This is a genomic window from Pseudomonas persica (genome assembly GCF_900291015.1).
Taxonomy (GTDB): domain Bacteria; phylum Pseudomonadota; class Gammaproteobacteria; order Pseudomonadales; family Pseudomonadaceae; genus Aquipseudomonas.
In genome coordinates this window covers 143,373-159,570 of sequence record NZ_OLKL01000051.1, presented here as the reverse complement: position 1 = coordinate 159,570, position 16,198 = coordinate 143,373, and the positions used below count along the sequence as shown (strand labels likewise).

At 63.2% G+C, this 16,198-nt stretch carries 15 protein-coding genes; 6 read left to right on the top strand and 9 right to left on the bottom strand.

All coding sequences use genetic code 11. The features are described from left to right. Nucleotides 1-13 precede the first annotated feature (13 nt). Entirely contained in the window at nucleotides 14-529 is a 516-nt protein-coding gene (locus FQ664_RS24570; protein WP_144175538.1) for a dihydrofolate reductase, read from the top strand. A gap of 286 nt (nucleotides 530-815) precedes the next feature. On the opposite strand, the gene FQ664_RS24565 is transcribed toward FQ664_RS24570, so the two are convergent. Then, nucleotides 816-2,207 carry an L-cystine transporter gene (locus tag FQ664_RS24565; RefSeq protein ID WP_144175537.1) on the bottom strand — a complete coding sequence of 464 codons (1,392 nt, stop codon included), beginning with the start codon at nucleotides 2,205-2,207 and terminating at the stop codon, nucleotides 816-818. 244 nt (nucleotides 2,208-2,451) lie between these two features. Between FQ664_RS24565 and FQ664_RS24560 the strand changes: the two genes are divergently transcribed. Then, a complete protein-coding gene (locus FQ664_RS24560; protein ID WP_144175536.1) occupies nucleotides 2,452-3,507 on the top strand; it encodes an HAD family hydrolase in 1,056 nt (351 codons plus the stop codon). A gap of 9 nt (nucleotides 3,508-3,516) precedes the next feature. Here FQ664_RS24560 and FQ664_RS24555 read toward each other — a convergent pair whose 3' ends face one another. Next, nucleotides 3,517-4,185, bottom strand: coding sequence for an FMN-dependent NADH-azoreductase (locus FQ664_RS24555; RefSeq protein WP_144175534.1), 669 nt, complete (start codon nucleotides 4,183-4,185; stop codon nucleotides 3,517-3,519). A 107-nt stretch (nucleotides 4,186-4,292) separates the two neighbouring features. Between FQ664_RS24555 and FQ664_RS24550 the strand changes: the two genes are divergently transcribed. Then, entirely contained in the window at nucleotides 4,293-5,147 is an 855-nt protein-coding gene (locus tag FQ664_RS24550) for a LysR family transcriptional regulator (protein ID WP_144175533.1), read from the top strand. A 68-nt stretch (nucleotides 5,148-5,215) separates the two neighbouring features. Here FQ664_RS24550 and ilvD read toward each other — a convergent pair whose 3' ends face one another. Then, on the bottom strand, nucleotides 5,216-7,057 hold the full coding sequence (gene ilvD, locus FQ664_RS24545) for a dihydroxy-acid dehydratase (protein WP_015272169.1): 1,842 nt from the start codon (nucleotides 7,055-7,057) through the stop codon (nucleotides 5,216-5,218). Between the two features lie 477 nt (nucleotides 7,058-7,534). Between ilvD and FQ664_RS24540 the strand changes: the two genes are divergently transcribed. After that, complete coding sequence (locus tag FQ664_RS24540) at nucleotides 7,535-8,191, top strand: magnesium transporter (RefSeq protein ID WP_144175532.1); 657 nt, start codon at nucleotides 7,535-7,537, stop codon at nucleotides 8,189-8,191. A 37-nt stretch (nucleotides 8,192-8,228) separates the two neighbouring features. On the opposite strand, the gene FQ664_RS24535 is transcribed toward FQ664_RS24540, so the two are convergent. Continuing rightward, on the bottom strand, nucleotides 8,229-9,425 hold the full coding sequence (locus FQ664_RS24535) for a class I SAM-dependent rRNA methyltransferase (RefSeq protein ID WP_144175531.1): 1,197 nt from the start codon (nucleotides 9,423-9,425) through the stop codon (nucleotides 8,229-8,231). 225 nt (nucleotides 9,426-9,650) lie between these two features. Between FQ664_RS24535 and FQ664_RS24530 the strand changes: the two genes are divergently transcribed. Further along, nucleotides 9,651-10,469 (top strand): HDOD domain-containing protein, encoded by an 819-nt coding sequence (locus FQ664_RS24530; protein WP_178091053.1) that lies wholly within the window; start codon nucleotides 9,651-9,653, stop codon nucleotides 10,467-10,469. A gap of 3 nt (nucleotides 10,470-10,472) precedes the next feature. Continuing rightward, nucleotides 10,473-11,285, top strand: a complete 813-nt coding sequence (gene mutM / locus FQ664_RS24525; RefSeq protein ID WP_144175529.1) for a bifunctional DNA-formamidopyrimidine glycosylase/DNA-(apurinic or apyrimidinic site) lyase — start codon at nucleotides 10,473-10,475, stop codon at nucleotides 11,283-11,285. 379 nt (nucleotides 11,286-11,664) lie between these two features. Here the strand turns inward: mutM and FQ664_RS24520 are convergent, their stop codons facing one another. The 5 genes from FQ664_RS24520 to FQ664_RS24500 form a co-directional block, all read right to left on the bottom strand. Beyond that, nucleotides 11,665-11,916, bottom strand: coding sequence for a YfhL family 4Fe-4S dicluster ferredoxin (locus FQ664_RS24520; RefSeq protein WP_013974644.1), 252 nt, complete (start codon nucleotides 11,914-11,916; stop codon nucleotides 11,665-11,667). A gap of 108 nt (nucleotides 11,917-12,024) precedes the next feature. Further along, nucleotides 12,025-12,504, bottom strand: coding sequence for a pantetheine-phosphate adenylyltransferase (gene coaD, locus FQ664_RS24515; protein ID WP_003249065.1), 480 nt, complete (start codon nucleotides 12,502-12,504; stop codon nucleotides 12,025-12,027). 112 nt (nucleotides 12,505-12,616) lie between these two features. After that, on the bottom strand, nucleotides 12,617-14,215 hold the full coding sequence (locus tag FQ664_RS24510; protein ID WP_144175528.1) for a GMC family oxidoreductase: 1,599 nt from the start codon (nucleotides 14,213-14,215) through the stop codon (nucleotides 12,617-12,619). A 20-nt stretch (nucleotides 14,216-14,235) separates the two neighbouring features. Then, a complete protein-coding gene (locus FQ664_RS24505) occupies nucleotides 14,236-14,721 on the bottom strand; it encodes a twin-arginine translocation pathway signal protein (protein ID WP_144175526.1) in 486 nt (161 codons plus the stop codon). Nucleotides 14,722-14,731: 10 nt separating this feature from the next. Next, nucleotides 14,732-16,162, bottom strand: a complete 1,431-nt coding sequence (locus tag FQ664_RS24500) for a coniferyl aldehyde dehydrogenase (RefSeq protein ID WP_144175524.1) — start codon at nucleotides 16,160-16,162, stop codon at nucleotides 14,732-14,734. Between the last annotated feature and the right edge of the window lie 36 nt (nucleotides 16,163-16,198).

The window sequence follows — 16,198 nt, the reverse complement described above, 5'->3', positions numbered from 1 at the left end:
TATCCTCGCTGGCATGACTACATCACTCCCCCTCAGCCTGATCGCGGCTCACGCCGAGAACCGCGTGATCGGCATCGACAACTCCATGCCCTGGCATTTGCCGGGGGACTTCAAGTACTTCAAGGCCACTACCCTGGGCAAGCCGATCATCATGGGGCGCAAGACCTGGGACTCGCTGGGCAGGCCGCTGCCCGGGCGGTTGAATATCGTGGTCAGCCGGCAGGCAGGGCTGGAACTGGCGGGGGCCGAGGTGTTTGGCTCGCTGCAACAGGCCTTGGTGCGGGCCGAACAGTGGGCGCGCGAAAGAGGCGTCGATGAGCTGATGCTGATTGGTGGGGCGCAGCTGTATGCGCAGGCGCTGGACAAGGGACTGGTCAGTCGCATGTACCTGACGCGGGTGGAATTGGCGCCGGAAGGAGATGCCTGGTTCCCCGCGTTTGATCAGGGGCAATGGAAGCTGGTGTCGAGCGAGGCGCAGGCTGAGGAAGGTAAGCCTGGGTATCACTTCGAGGTCTGGGACAAGGTTTGAGATTGCCGGGGCTGCTTTGCAGCCCATCGCCGGCAAGCCAGCTCTCATAGAACTGCACATAACTCGTTGAATTAGCAGGGCCCCTGTGGGAGCGGCTTTAGCCGCGAACACCGGCGCAGCCGGTGCCATGCACCGCGTTGGATTCTTCGCGGCTAAAGCCGCTCCCACAGGATGCACGGACCGCTTGCGAATTCAGTTCTCTATGCGACAGCGCAGCCCAAAGGGCTGGGCCAGCTCCCACAGGTACTGCAAATGACTTGGGGCGCAAAGCGCCCCCGGCAATCCGTCAGGAATGACTCAGCTCGGCATGTTCATCGCCAGCCAGCACAGCCTTGTCGGTCTCTTTCAGCAGTTGGCTGGTCACCACCCCTGCGGTCATCGACCCGTTCACGTTCAACGCCGTACGGCCCATGTCGATCAGCGGCTCCACCGAAATCAGCAATGCCACCAGCTCCACCGGCAAACCCATGGCCGGCAATACGATCAGCGCGGCGAATGTCGCACCGCCACCTACGCCGGCAACCCCTGCCGAACTCAGGGTGACGATGGCCACCAGGGTGGCGATCCACAGCGGGTCGAAGGTATCGATGCCCACCGCCGGCGCCACCATCACCGCCAACATGGCGGGATAGAGGCCGGCGCAGCCGTTCTGGCCGATGGTGGTACCGAACGATGCGCTGAAGCTGGCAATCGACTGCGGTACGCCCAGGCGGCGGGTTTGCGCTTCGATGTTCAGCGGAATACTGGCGGCGCTGGAGCGGCTGGTGAAGGCGAAGGTCAGCACCGGCCACACCTTGCGGAAGAAACGCAGCGGGCTCACGCCGGTGGCGGTGAGGATAACGCCGTGCACCACGAACATCAGCGCCAGGCCCAGGTACGACACCACCACGAAGCTGCCCAGCTTGAGGATGTCTTCCATGTTCGAGCTGGCCACCACCTTGGTCATCAGTGCCAGTACGCCATACGGGGTCAGCTTCATCACCACGCGCACCAGGCGCATCACCCAGGCCTGCAGGGTGTCGATGGCCGACAGCGCGCGTTCGCCTTTCTCGGCATCGTCCTTGATCAGTTGCAGCGCGGCCAGGCCGAGGAACACGGCAAAGATCACCACGCTGATGATCGAAGTCGGCTTGGCCCGTGCCAGGTCACCTACCGGGTTGCTGGGGATGAACGACAGCAGCAGCTGCGGGATGTTGAGGTCGGCGACCTTGCCGGCGTAGTCGCTGTGGATGACCTGCATGCGTGCGCTTTCCTGGGCGCCCGCCACCAGGCCCTCGGCGCTGAGGCCGAACAGGTTGGTCAGGACGATGCCGATCAACGCGGCAATGGCGGTGGTCAGCAGCAGGGTGCCGATACTCAGCACGCTGATGCGGCCCAGCGACGAGGCATTGTGCAGGCGCGCCACGGCACTGAGGATCGAGGCGAAGATCAGCGGCATGACAATCATCTGCAACAGGCCGACGTAGCCGTTGCCGACCAGGTCGAGCCAGGCGATGGTGGCCTTGAGCACGGGGTGGCCAGCGCCATAGACGGTATGCAGGATCAGGCCGAATGCCACGCCCAGCACCAGGCCCAGCAATACTTTCCTGGCCAGGCTCCAGTCGGTGCGGCGGGTTTGTGCGAGGCCCAGCAACAGGGCCAGGAACGCCAGCAGGTTAAGGGACAGCGGCAGGTTCATTGAAGCTCCAGCAGAAAAAAGCAGAAGAGGCATCGCCTCTGTGAGCGATTGCGAACGGAAATGCTAACAGCCTGAAAACAAACGAATTTATACCCAAATGGAATGTGCATAGTCGTTTATGGAATAACGGTGTGTCGCAGATTGCAATGAACACGGCGTTCAAAGCTGCATGAGGGTCGTTATCGAGGGCTGCCGGCGGGGATTGTTGCACTAGCGTTTCTGGGTCATTTCAGGAGATTCATACATGAAGTTCGCTCCGAAAACCGTCGCCATCGGCCTGTCCCTGCTGTTCAGTATCGAAACCTTCGCCACCGAACTCAAACACTGGCCCGCCGAGGCTGCCAGGCAGCTCGACAGCATGATCGCCGCCAATGCCAACAAGGGTAACTACGCGGTGTTCGACATGGACAACACCAGCTACCGTTATGACCTCGAAGAGGCCTTGCTGCCGTTCATGGAGAACAAGGGCCTGCTGAGTCGCGACAAGCTGGACCCGTCGCTGAAGCTGATGCCGTTCAAGGACACCGCCGACCACAAGGAAAGCCTGTTCAGCTACTACTACCGGCTGTGCGAAGTCGACGACATGGTCTGCTACCCGTGGGTGGCCCAGGTGTTCTCCGGCTTTACCCTGGAGGAGCTGAAGGTGCAGGTGGATGAGCTGATGGCTTCCGGCAAGCCGATTCCCAGCACCTATTACGAAGGGGATCAGGTCAAGACCATCGAGGTACAGCCGCCCAAGGTGTTCAAGGGCCAGGCCGAGCTGTACAACAAGCTGATGGAGAACGGTATCGAGGTCTACGTGATTTCCGCCGCCTCCGAAGAGCTGGTGCGCATGGTCGCCTCGGACCCCAAGTACGGTTATAACGTGAAGCCGCAGAACGTGATTGGCGTGAGCCTGCTGCTCAAGGATCGCGCCAGCGGCCAGCTGACCACCGCACGCAAGCAGATCAGCGCCGGGCACTTTGATGCCAAGGCCAATCTGGGGCTGGAGTTGACCCCGTACCTGTGGACCCCGGCCACCTGGATGGCGGGCAAGCAGGCGGCGATCCTGACCTATATCGATGAGTGGAAGAAACCGGTGCTGGTAGGGGGCGATACGCCGACCAGTGATGGCTACATGCAGTTTCATGGTGTGGATGTGGACAAGGGCGGCATCCACTTGTGGATAAACCGCAAGGCCAAATACATGGACCAGATCAACGGAATGATTGCCAAAAATGCGGCGGCGCAAGCCAAGGAAGGGCTGCCGGTGACCGCGGACAAGAACTGGGTGATCGTGACACCGGAGCAAATCCAGTAACGCGACCTGTCAGCCGTTGCGGCCCACAATGACAGTCCGGGCCGCTTCCTGATCAAGGTTCTGCGCCAACAAGGTCACTGCTTCGATGGCGCTTGCCCGGACGCTGGCCCCGACCGGGCCAAGCGTCTGTTCGACCACGACACTGTGCACCTGGTTTATCCCGACGAAGCGAAACCAGGTATCGATGAAGGGTCTTTCCAGGCCAAAAGCCTGGTCGGGTGTCTGTGAGTCAGGGCCGTAACCAAGTCCACGGGAGTAGATTGCAACAGCTCGACGTCCGCCCAGCATGCCATTCAACCCTTGCTCATCGAAGGTGAACAACACGCCTTTGTGCGAAATTGCGTCGATCAGATGCTTGAGCTTGTACGGGATGCCGAAGTTCCACAGCGGTACGCTGAACACCAGGATATCAGCCCGGTGGAACCGTTCCGCGAGTGCCTTGATCTGCTCCCACGCTGCGGCCTGGGAGGTTGACAGTGGGGCATCGGCAAGCCCTGCATACTTTGCCGCGAGCAAGGCGCCATCCACTTCGGGAAGCTCGCATTGCCAAGGGTCAAGGCGGTCAATTTCCACTGCTTTGCGTTCGGCCAATGCCGCCAGGAACACTTCGGCAACCTGAGTGGAGACGGACCGCTCTTCTCGCGGTGAGGCGCAAACATACAAGATACGTTCAACCATGGGGCTTCTCTTTCCAGTACAGATAGGTAGCGGAAAGTCTGATTCAAAATTTACCGTTATAGAAATGACGTATGCTCTGCCTATTGAGTGAGATAGGTGATTAATCTGTGTTCGATCCTGTGCTTTTGCGTAGCTTTCTTGCGGTTGCCGATAGTGGTGGTTTCACGCGTGCTGCGCAGAGACTGCACCTTACGCAATCGGCGATCAGCGCTCACATCAGGCGGCTGGAGAGTGAAGCTGGGCACCAACTGCTGGCACGTACGACCCGTTCTGTCAGCCTGACGCCAGCAGGTGCGCGCCTGGCAGGCTATGCCCGCACTATCCTGGCGCTGCATGATGATGCTCGCGCAAGTCTTGGCGCAGGCCGTCGGGTTTCAGGCATGGTACTTGTCGGGTTGAGCGAGGAGATGGTGAAGGTCCCCATCATCGACTGTTTGCGTCGATTCTCGGTGGCACATCCCGATGTAGAGCTTTCCCTGAAAGTCGGCCTGACGGGCGAGCTGCTTGCACTTCTACAATCGGGTGGGCTCGACATCGTGTTGGGTAGCCGCTGCGGCGAACAAGAACCTGGCGAATTGCTTTGGTCCGAGCCGTTGATCTGGGCGAGAGGGCCGGTTGCGCTGACCACCGATGACGCAGCCACCCCGATCCCCCTGGCGGTGTTTTCCGACCAATGCCCCTACCGTGCTGCCGCCATCGAAGCCTTGGCGCGTGCGGGGCGACAATGGCGGATCGTTTGCCAGAGCCCAAGTGCCGGGGGGCTGATAACCGCTGTCAGCGGTGGGCTGGGTGTAACGCCAGTCACCCGTTCAACTGCGCTGGCTGCAGGTTTACAGGAAGAGCCAACGCTGCCACCCCTTCCTCAAGCACAGTTCATTCTGACGTCGACGGCGAAGCCGAAGCGCTCGGTTGCCCTGCTGCTGACGCAATTGCGTCAATGTGCTTCGAGGGGCGAGCTTTGACTCGGCATTTCTCCACAGCCAAAAAAAACCGGCGCACAAGGCGCCGGCTTTTCAAACGCTAGAAAGCCTCACAGCCCTTCCAGCATCGCCTTGTTACGCACAGCACCCTTGTCGGCACTGGTCGCCAGCAGGGCATAGGCCTTCAGCGCGGTGGTCACCTTGCGTGGGCGTACTTCAGCCGGTTTCCAGCCCTTCTTGTCCTGCTCGACACGGCGCTCGGCCAGCTCTTCGTCGCTGACTTGCAGGTTGATCGAGCGATTCGGAATATCGATCAGCACCTTGTCGCCGTCGCGCACCAAGCCAATGGCGCCGCCAGCAGCGGCTTCCGGCGAGGCGTGGCCGATCGACAGACCCGAAGTACCGCCCGAGAAGCGGCCGTCGGTGAGCAGGGCGCAAGCCTTGCCCAGGCCCTTGGACTTCAGGTAGGAGGTCGGGTACAGCATTTCCTGCATGCCCGGGCCACCTTTCGGGCCTTCATAGCGGATGATCACGATGTCGCCGGCCTTCACTTCGTCGGCGAGGATGCCGCGTACGGCGCTGTCCTGGCTCTCGAAGATCTTCGCGGTGCCTTCGAACACCAGAATCGACTCGTCGACACCGGCGGTTTTCACCACGCAGCCATCCAGCGCAATGTTGCCGTACAGCACGGCCAGGCCGCCTTCTTGCGAGTAGGCGTGCTCGACACTGCGGATGCAGCCTTCGGCGCGGTCCAGGTCCAGGCTCGGCCAGCGGGTCGACTGGCTGAACGCGGTCTGGGTCGGGATGCCGGCAGGGCCGGCCTTGAAGAAGGTGTGCACGGCTTCGTCATCGGTCTGGGTGATGTCCCACTTGGCGATGGCTTCTTCCATGCTGCGGCTGTGCACGGTCGGCAGGTCGGTGTGCAGCAGGCCGCCACGGGCCAGCGAACCGAGGATGCTGAAGATGCCGCCGGCACGGTGCACGTCTTCCATATGATATTTCTGGATGTTCGGCGCAACCTTGCACAGCTGCGGCACCTTGCGCGACAGGCGGTCGATGTCGCGCAGGTCGAACGCCACCTCGGCTTCCTGGGCGGCGGCCAGCAGGTGCAGGATGGTGTTGGTCGAGCCGCCCATGGCGATGTCGAGCATCATGGCGTTCTCGAACGCCTTGAAGTTGGCGATGTTGCGCGGCAGTACCGACTCATCGTTCTCGCCGTAGTAGCGCTTGCACAGCTCGACAATGGTGCGGCCGGCGGTAAGGAACAGCTGTTCGCGGTCGGCGTGGGTGGCCAGGGTCGAACCGTTGCCCGGCAGGGCCAGGCCCAGGGCTTCGGTCAGGCAGTTCATCGAGTTGGCGGTGAACATGCCGGAGCACGAACCGCAGGTCGGGCATGCGCTGCGCTCGTATTCGGCGACTTTTTCGTCGGAAGCCGAGGAGTCGGCGGCGATGACCATGGCGTCGACCAGGTCCAGGCCGTGGCTGGCCAGCTTGGTCTTGCCGGCTTCCATCGGGCCACCGGACACGAAAATTACCGGGATGTTCAGGCGCAGGGCGGCCATCAGCATGCCGGGGGTGATCTTGTCGCAGTTGGAGATGCACACGATGGCGTCGGCGCAGTGGGCGTTGACCATGTACTCCACGGCGTCGGCGATGATCTCGCGGCTTGGCAGCGAGTAGAGCATGCCGTCGTGGCCCATGGCGATGCCGTCATCGACCGCGATGGTGTTGAATTCCTTGGCCACGCCACCGGCGCGTTCGATTTCGCGGGCGACCAGCTGGCCCAGGTCCTTCAGGTGCACGTGGCCCGGGACGAACTGGGTGAACGAGTTGGCGATGGCGATGATCGGTTTCTTGAAGTCTTCGTCCTTCATCCCGGTGGCGCGCCACAGGGCACGGGCGCCGGCCATGTTGCGGCCTTGGGTGGAAGTCTTGGAACGATAATCAGGCATGAAACACTCCTGGCGGCTTAATCAGGTCACAAAAAGGGGAGTGAGCTTCTCTTGTCCTTTGCGCCGCAGGCCGGTTGCCACTGGCACGGATGGGGCCAAAGACCGCGCGGGATCGCCGCGTGCTTGGCCAGAGCTCATAAACCCGCCGGGGATGACTGGCGATGAATAGGCCGATTCTACACCGCTGGCGCGGCGAGGGAATGGCGATGTGTCTGGGCGGTGACTTTGGCCTAACGGCGGGTGCTTGTAGGACGCTTCCGAAACGGCGGCCAAGGGGCTGACCGGCCCGCCTCGAATGACTATTATCCGGCCGCCGCATGTGCGGCTTCACGAGATCCCCCTCAATGGACCTTCCCAGTTACCGGTTCCGCACGAACCTGCAATCTGGCACTGAGCGCGCCGCCGCCAGGGCTGCCGAAGGCTTGAGTCCGCGAGGCTGAAGTCTGTGGGCGCCTGCGTCGGCGCCTGGAGAACTTCATGCAACACCCAATCGACAAGAACATCCTTCAGCCGAACACCCATGCAGCCCTCGAGGCACAGCGACGAGAGGCCACCGAAGACTTCCACAAAGGCGCTTCGATCACCAACCACGTTGGCAACCTGCGGGATGCGACCCTTGGGCTGCTTTACCGCAAGCGTGTGTTATGGCTGGTGTTGCTGGTATTCGGCAACCTTTTTTCCGGTGCAGGGATAGCGGCCTTCGAGGAGACCATTGCCGCCCATATCGCCCTGGTGTTCTTCCTGCCGTTGTTGGTGGACAGCGGCGGCAACGCCGGTGCCCAGTCTGCAACCCTGATGGTACGGGGGCTGGCCACAGGCGAGGTGGTCATGCGGGACTGGTGGCGCATGCTGGGGCGGGAGTTTGGCGTAGCGTTGGCGTTGGGGGCGACCATGGCCATTGCAGTGGCATCGTTGGGCGTATTGCGTGGTGGGCCGCAAATTGCGCTGATCGTCGCCAGCAGCATGGTAGTGATCGTGCTGGTCGGTAGCCTGATCGGCATGAGCCTGCCGTTCCTGCTCAGCCGTTTCAAGCTGGACCCGGCCACAGCCAGTGGGCCGCTGATCACATCGATTGCCGATGCGGCCGGGGTGCTGGTGTATTTCGGGATTGCGACGCAGGTATTGGGAATCTGATACGAGCCGGGGGCAGGTAGCCCCCGGTCGTCACTGATCAGCTGTTTGGCAGCAAGCGGCAGGTGATGCTCTTGATGTAGCGGGTTTCGGCGATGGCCGGGTGTACCGGGTGGTCCGGGCCTTGGCCGCCGCGCTCGAGCAGTTGCATGTTGCGGTCCAGGTGGCGGGCGCTGGTCAGCAGGATGTTGTGCAGGTCATCCTCGGGCAGGTGCATCGAGCACGAGGCACTGACCAGGATGCCGTCCTTGGTCAGCATGCGCATGGCCTGCTCGTTCAGGCGGCGGTAGGCCGCTTCGCCGTTTTTCAGGTCTTTCTTGCGCTTGATGAAGGCGGGTGGGTCGGCAATGATCACGTCGAAGCGCTCTTCGGCGGCCTTGAGCTCGCGCAGGGCCTCGAACACGTCGCCTTCGATACAGGTCAGTTTCTCGCTGATGCCGTTCAGCGCGGCGTTACGCTCCACGCCGTCCAGGGCAAAGCCCGAGGCGTCGACACAGAACACTTCGCTGGCGCCGAAGGCCCCGGCCTGCACGCCCCAGCCACCGATATAGCTGAACAGGTCGAGCACGCGCTTGCCTTTCACGTACGGTGCCAGGCGTGCACGGTTCATGCGGTGGTCGTAGAACCAGCCGGTTTTCTGGCCTTCACGCACCGGGGCTTCGAACTTGACGCCGTTCTCTTCCAGCGGCACCCAGTCCGGTACTTCGCCATAAACGGTCTCGACATAGCGTTGCAGGCCTTCGGCGTCACGTGCGGAGGAGTCGTTCTTGAACAGGATGCCGCTTGGCTTGAGCACCTGTACCAGGGCGGCAATCACGTCGTCCTTGTGCGCTTCCATGGTGGCCGAGGCCAATTGCACCACGAGGATGTCGAAGAAACGATCGACCACCAGGCCTGGCAGCAGGTCGGAGTCGCCATAGACCAGGCGGTAGCACGGTTGGTCGAACAGGCGCTGACGCAGCGACAGGGCGACGTTCAGGCGGTGCACCAGCAGCGACTTGTCCAGCGGCAGCTTGGCGTCGCGCGACAGCAGGCGGGCGCAGATCAGGTTGTTGGGGCTGAGGGCGACGATACCCAGCGGCTTGCCGTTGGCCGCCTCGAGAACAGCCTGCTGCCCGGCCTGGAAGCCTTGCAGCGGGGTCGCGCTGACGTCGATTTCATTGCTGTAGACCCACAGGTGGCCGGCGCGCAGGCGGCGGTCGGCATTGGCTTTGAGGCGAAGGCTGGGCAGGGACATGACGTCGCTCCGGGAAAAAAGACCGGGATTATAACGTGTTGTTGGTCAACGCTCCCACAAAGTCCGTGCAGTGGTGTGCCGCTAAAGTAAACATCTGGCGCAACGATTCAGTGCTTGGTCCCTTTCCGCTTTGGAGAGTTAAAATCGCCGGTCCCAAACGAGTGTGCACGTATGTCCCAAGAACTTAGCGCCGAACAGATCCAGCAAGCCTTGCAAGGCATTGCCATCCCGCCGCAACCGCAGATCATGGTCGACCTGCAGTTCGAGCAGTACATGCCTGACCCGGACCTGGAAACCATCGCCAAGCTGATTTCCCAGGACCCGGGCCTCTCGGGCGCCTTGCTCAAACTGGTCAACTCTCCGCATTTCGGCCTTTCCAACAAGATCGGCTCGATCCAGCGCGCGGTGAACCTGCTGGGCAGCCGTTCGATCATCAACCTGATCAACGCCCAGTCGATCAAGGGTGAGATGACAGACGAAACCATCGTCACCCTCAACCGCTTCTGGGACACCGCCCAGGACGTGGCGATGACCTGCCTGACCCTGGCCAAGCGCACAGGCATCCAGGCGGCGGACGAGGCCTACACCCTGGGCCTGTTCCATGACTGTGGCGTGCCGCTGATGCTCAAGCGCTTTCCCGAGTACATGGATGTGCTGGAACAGGCCTATGCCAAGGCCGATGAGGAAACCCGCGTGGTCGATACCGAAAACCGCGCGTTCAACACCAACCATTCGGTGGTCGGCTATTTTACTGCCAAGTCCTGGCGCCTGCCCGAGCACCTCAGCGCGGCCATCGCCAACCACCACAACGCCCTGGCGGTGTTCCGCGACGAGAGTTCGCGCAATACCCAGAGCCAGCTGAAAAACCTGTTGGCGGTGCTGAAGATGGCCGAGCACATCTGCGCATCGTACCGGGTGCTGGGCAACCAGGTAGTGGACCACGAATGGTCTGTGGTCGGGCCGCTGGTGCTCGATTACATTGGCTTGTCGGAATACGATTTCGAAAACCTCAAGCAGAACATTCGCGAATTGGGCGGGCACTGACACATGCCGGAATTGCCAGAAGTAGAAACCACCCGGCGCGGTATTGCCCCCCACCTGGAAGGCCAGCGCGTCAGCCGGGTAGTGGTGCGTGACCGGCGCCTGCGCTGGCCGATTCCGGAAGACCTGGATGTGCGCCTGTCGGGGCAGCGCATCGTCAGTGTCGAGCGGCGCGCCAAGTACCTGTTGATCAATGCCGAGGTCGGCACCCTGATCAGTCACCTGGGCATGTCGGGCAACCTGCGCCTGGTCGAGCTGGGCTTGCCGGCGGCCAAGCATGAGCACGTGGATATCGAGCTGGAGTCGGGGTTGATGCTGCGCTACACCGACCCGCGCCGCTTTGGCGCGATGCTGTGGAGCCTGGACCCGCTCAACCACGAGCTGCTGCTGCGCCTGGGGCCGGAGCCGCTGACCGACCTGTTCGACGGCGAGCGGCTGTTCCAGCTGTCCCGTGGGCGTTCGATGGCAGTCAAGCCGTTCATCATGGACAACGCGGTGGTGGTGGGGGTGGGCAACATCTACGCCACCGAGGCGCTGTTTGCCGCCGGCATCGACCCTCGTCGGGAAGCGGGCGGGATTTCCCGGGCGCGTTACCTGAAGCTGGCGATCGAGATCAAGCGCGTGCTGGCGGCGGCGATCGAGCAGGGCGGCACCACGCTACGCGACTTCATCGGTGGCGACGGGCAGCCAGGGTACTTCCAACAGGAATTGTTCGTGTACGGGCGGGGCGGGCAGCCGTGCAAGGTGTGTGGCACGGAGTTGCGCGAGGTCAAGCTGGGGCAGCGGGCAAGCGTGTTCTGCCCGCGCTGCCAGCGCTGAAGTTGGAGGGGGCTATCGCCGGCAAGCCCGCTCTCATAGAACTGCACATAACTCGTTGAATTAGCAGGGCCCCTGTGGGAGCGGCTTTAGCCGCGAACACCGGCGCAGCCGGTGCCATGCACCGCGTTGGATTCTTCGCGGCTAAAGCCGCTCCCACAGGATGCACGGACCGCTTGCGAATTCAGTTCTCTATGCGACAGCGCAGCCCAAAGGGCTGGGCCATCTCCCANCAGGATGCACGGACCGCTTGCGAATTCAGTTCTCTATGCGACAGCGCAGCCCAAAGGGCTGGGCCATCTCCCACAGGTACTGCACTGCCCTTGAGAACCGTGAGAACCCTGTGGGCGCTGGCTTGCCGGCGATGAGGACTGAGCTGATATCAGGCCTTGCCGGTAATCCGGCGATACTTGGCCATCAGCTCTTCTTCGGTTTCCGGGTGCGCTTCATCCAGCGGGATGCAGTCGACCGGGCAAACCTGCTGGCATTGCGGCTCGTCGTAATGGCCTACGCACTGGGTGCACAGGTTAGGGTCGATCACGTAGATCTCTTCGCCTTGGGAGATCGCCTCGTTCGGGCACTCGGGTTCGCAGACGTCGCAGTTGATGCAATCGTCGGTGATGATCAGGGACATGGGGACTCCGGCCGGGGCTCAGCGCCCGGGCATGTTCAACGCAGTGGGCACAATTGTGCCGCATTCACGCCCGCAGTGCACGCGGGCGCGATGATCAGCCGCTAAAGATTACTTCTTGAAGCGTTCGGTCAGCGCATCGGCTACCACCGGGTGGACGAACTTGCTGATATCCCCCCCCAGCGCAGCAATTTCCCGGACCAGGGTCGAGGAAATGAACGAGTAGCGCTCCGAAGGCGTGAGGAACAGGCTCTCGACGTCGGGCGCCAGTTGCCGGTTCATGTTCGCCAGCTGGAACTCGTACTCGAAGTCGGATACCGCACGCAGGCCGCGCAGGAAGACGTTGGCGCCCTGTTCCTTGGCGAAATGTGCCAGCAGCGAGGAGAAGCCGATGACTTCGACATTGGGCAGGTGCTTGGTGACCTCACGGGCGAGCTCCACCCGTTGCTCCAGCGGGAACAGCGGGTTCTTCTTGGGGCTGGCCGCCACCGCGATGATCACGTGGTCGAACAGCCGCGAGGCGCGCTCGACCAGATCGCCATGGCCTTTGGTAATGGGGTCGAAAGTACCCGGGTACAACACTCGGTTCATCGCGTCATCCTGGCTGGAGTGCGTTGGGGAGTCGGATGGTAGCGCAGCGACGGCGCCCCGGCCAAGTCATGCGGCCGGCTGATGGCACTATAGACAGGGGCCCTGTTCCTTGTCATGCGCTGTGTGCCAGGCGGGCGACCAGCGCTTCGCTGAGCCTGGCGCTGATGGCATACACCGAAAGTTGCGGGTTGGCGCCGATGCTGGTGGGGAACAGCGAACCGTCGTGAATCGACAGGTTTTCCAGCTGGTGATGGCGGCCCAGGCTGTCGCACACCGCCTGGCGCGGGTCGTCGCCGAGGGCGCAGCCACCCATCACGTGGGCGCTGCCCAGGCGCGTGCGGAACGGCTCCAGGCGCAACTTGTCGATCATCGACAAGGCCTGTTCCAGGCTGGGCGCGGCGCTGGCATCGCTGTGCACGGGGGTAACCTGGGTGGCGCCGGCGGCGAACTGGATCTGCGCCATGCTGCGGTAGGCGCGGCGCAGGCCGTCGCGCAGGTAGTCGGTGAGCGGGTAATCGAGCACCGGTGAGCCATCGCCGCGCAGCTCCACGGCTCCGCCCTGGCTTTGCGGGTGGAAGCCGTCACGCAGCAGTGCCAGCATCACGTGGGTATGTGGCAGCTCGGCCATGCGCAGGGCATTCTCGTGGCCGTGCCCGCCCAGCAGGGTGCTGGCCAAGGCCGGGTGCAAGGGCGGCACTTCCAGCTTGTAGCCGATCGGGCCGTCGCTGCCGTCTTGCCATTGGAAATGGTCGCTGTAGATGGACTGTGGGGCGCCGAAGTAGGGGTCGATACGGTCGTTGAAGCGCGCTGCGCTGAAGTTGACCAGGTGCAGGAAGGTACGTTTGCCCAGGCGGCCATGCGGGTCGGGCGCGGTCGAGCGCAGCAGCAGGGCCGGGCTGTTGATACCGCCACCGGCGAGCAGGTAGTGGCGCGCACGAACGCGAACCAGCCGGCCTGTGGGGTGTATGCCCTGGGGATCCAGCGCCTGGCAGGTCAGGCCCAGGATGCGCTCACCGTTGTGTTCGAAACGCTCGGCCCGAGCCAGGTACAGCAGCTCACCGCCCTGTTCGAGGGTGGCGGGAATACGCGTCACCAACATCGATTGCTTGGCATTCACCGGGCAACCCATGCCGCAGTAGCCCAGGTTCCAGCAGCCGCGCACGTTGCGCGGAATCACCGCCCAGCGGTAGCCCAGCTGTTCGCAGCCTCGGCGCAGAACGTCGTTGTTGGCATTCGGTGGCAGGGCCCAGGGGGTGATGCCCAGTTCCTGCTCGATGCGTTCGAACCAGGGGCGCATTTGCTCCTCGCCCAGGCCGCTCACGTTGTGGGCCGAGGCCCAGTGCGCCAAGGTCTGTGGCGGGGTGCGAAAGCTCGAGGTCCAATTGACCAGCGTGGTGCCGCCCACGGCACGGCCCTGGAGGATGGTGATGGCGCCATCCTTGCTCATGCGGCCCAGGCCTTCCTGGTACAGGCTGGCGTAGGCTTCGTTTTCCAGCAGGTGGAAATCGCTGCTGGTCTTCAGCGGGCCTTCTTCGATCAGCAGTACCTTGAAACCGGCAGTGCTGAGCATCTGCGCGCTGGTAGCGCCACCGGCACCGCTGCCGATCACGGCAACATCGGCTTCCAGCGTGAGGTCGTGCTCCAGGCGCGAGGCATCGTGGGTGATCCAGCCGCTTTCCAGGCCTTGGCGAAACGGGTCGGGGACAGGCATTGGCACTGCTCTTGTTGTTTTCAGATTTTCGGTGGCCCCGGGTAGCCGCAGGCGGCCCAGGATTCGGGGCGTTCGTACCAGGCCATTTGCAGCAACTGCAGCAGCGAGGCGTGGCCCATGCGCAGCAGGTTCAGCGAGCTGTCCTGCCAACGGTGCAGGAAGGCCGTGACCTGCGTGGCGCTGGCTTGCTCCCAGGCGCCCCAGACACCGGTCAGGGGGCCACGGGTGAGCGGCAGGCTGAGCACGTCGAACAACTGCCGGGTGAGCTTGAGCATTTCCGGTGACAGCACGGCCAGCTTATGGTCGAGGCTGTGCAGCACCAGCGCCTCGGCGGCCTGCGTGCCGGCCAGTACCACCGGGATCAGCGCGCGCAGCAGCGGCAGGTCGTCGTCGCGCAGTACCTGGTAGCCTGTCGCGGCAGTCTGTGCGCTGCAGCCGACCAGGCTGGTACCGGCCAGAAAGACGCTGGCGCCAAGGCTGAAGCGCAGCAGTTCGCGGCGGTGCATGGGCCGGCCCTCAGCGGATGAACAGCTTGAAGATCAGGCGCTGCAAGGCTTTGCCATAAGGTGGATAGATAAGCCGGGTAGCGTTGAAGCGTTGCTTGGCCAGCACCGCCTTGGCCTTGCTGAAGGTCAGGAATCCGTCGTGGCCGTGGTAATGGCCCATGCCTGAAGGGCCGATGCCGCCGAACGGCAAGTCGTCCTGGGCCACGTGCAGCAGGGTGTCGTTCAGGCACACTCCGCCGGAGTGGGTGTGACGCAACACCTGCTCCTGGGCGGCGCGGTCATAGCCGAAGTAGTACAGCGCCAGCGGGCGTGGGCGCTGGTTGATGTAGGCCAGGGCCTGTTCGAGGTTGTCGTAGGGCACCAGCGGCAGCAGCGGGCCAAAGATTTCGTCCTGCATCACCTGCATGCTGTCATTCACCCCCAGCAGCAGGTGTGGCGGCAGGCGCCGGCCTTGGCGGGTTTCGCCGGGGTACAGGTCGAGCACCTGCGCACCCTGGGCGCGCGCATCGTCCAGCAGGTGCTGCAAGCGCTGCAGTTGGCGCGGGTTGATGATGGCGGTGTAGTCGGGATTGTCGGCGATGCGCGGGTACAGCCGGTGCACGGCACGCTGGTAGGCGTCGCTGAAGGCCTCCAGCCGCTCGCGCGGTACCAGCACGTAATCGGGGGCGACGCAGGTCTGGCCAGCGTTGAGGGTCTTGCCGAAGGCTATGCGTTCGGCGGCGCTGTCCAGCGGTACTTCGGCCGAGACTATGGCCGGTGATTTGCCACCCAGCTCCAGGGTGACCGGGGTCAGGTTGTGCGCCGCGGCCAGCATCACCTGGCGCCCGACGCTGGTGGCTCCGGTGAACAGCAGGTGGTCGAACGGTAGGCGGGCAAAGGCCTGGCCTACCTCGATCTCGCCGAGCACCACGCTGACCAGGTCGCCGGGGAACACCCGCTCCAGCAACTGCTTCAGCGCCAGGCCAGTGGCGGGCGTGGCTTCGCTGAGCTTGAGCATGACCCGGTTGCCGGCGGCCAGGGCACAGGTCAGCGGGCCGATGGCAAGGAGCAGCGGGTAGTTCCACGGCACGATGATGCCGACCACGCCCAGGGGTTGGTAGCGCACCTGCGCGCTGGCCGGCTGGAAGGCCAGCCCGACCCGGCGCCGGCTGGCGCGCATCCAGCGTTGCAGGTGCTTTTCGGCGTGGCGCAGGCCTTGCACCGAGGGCAGCAGCTCGGCCAGCAGGGTCTCGTCGGCGCTGCGCCCTTCAAAGTCCTCGCCGATGGCCTCGATCAGTTCGGCCTGGCCGGCCAGCAAAGCTTCACGCAGGCCTTTCAGCCATTGGCGCCGCTGCGCCGCCGGTGGCAACGGGTTGCCGGCAAAGGCCTGGCGCTGGGCGGCGAACGTCGCCGCAAGGTCGAGGTCTGATTGCACAGGGGGCAAGGCACTGGGCGAGTTCATGGCGGCTTCGAGTCCGATCAGGGAGTCTCTGGAGCC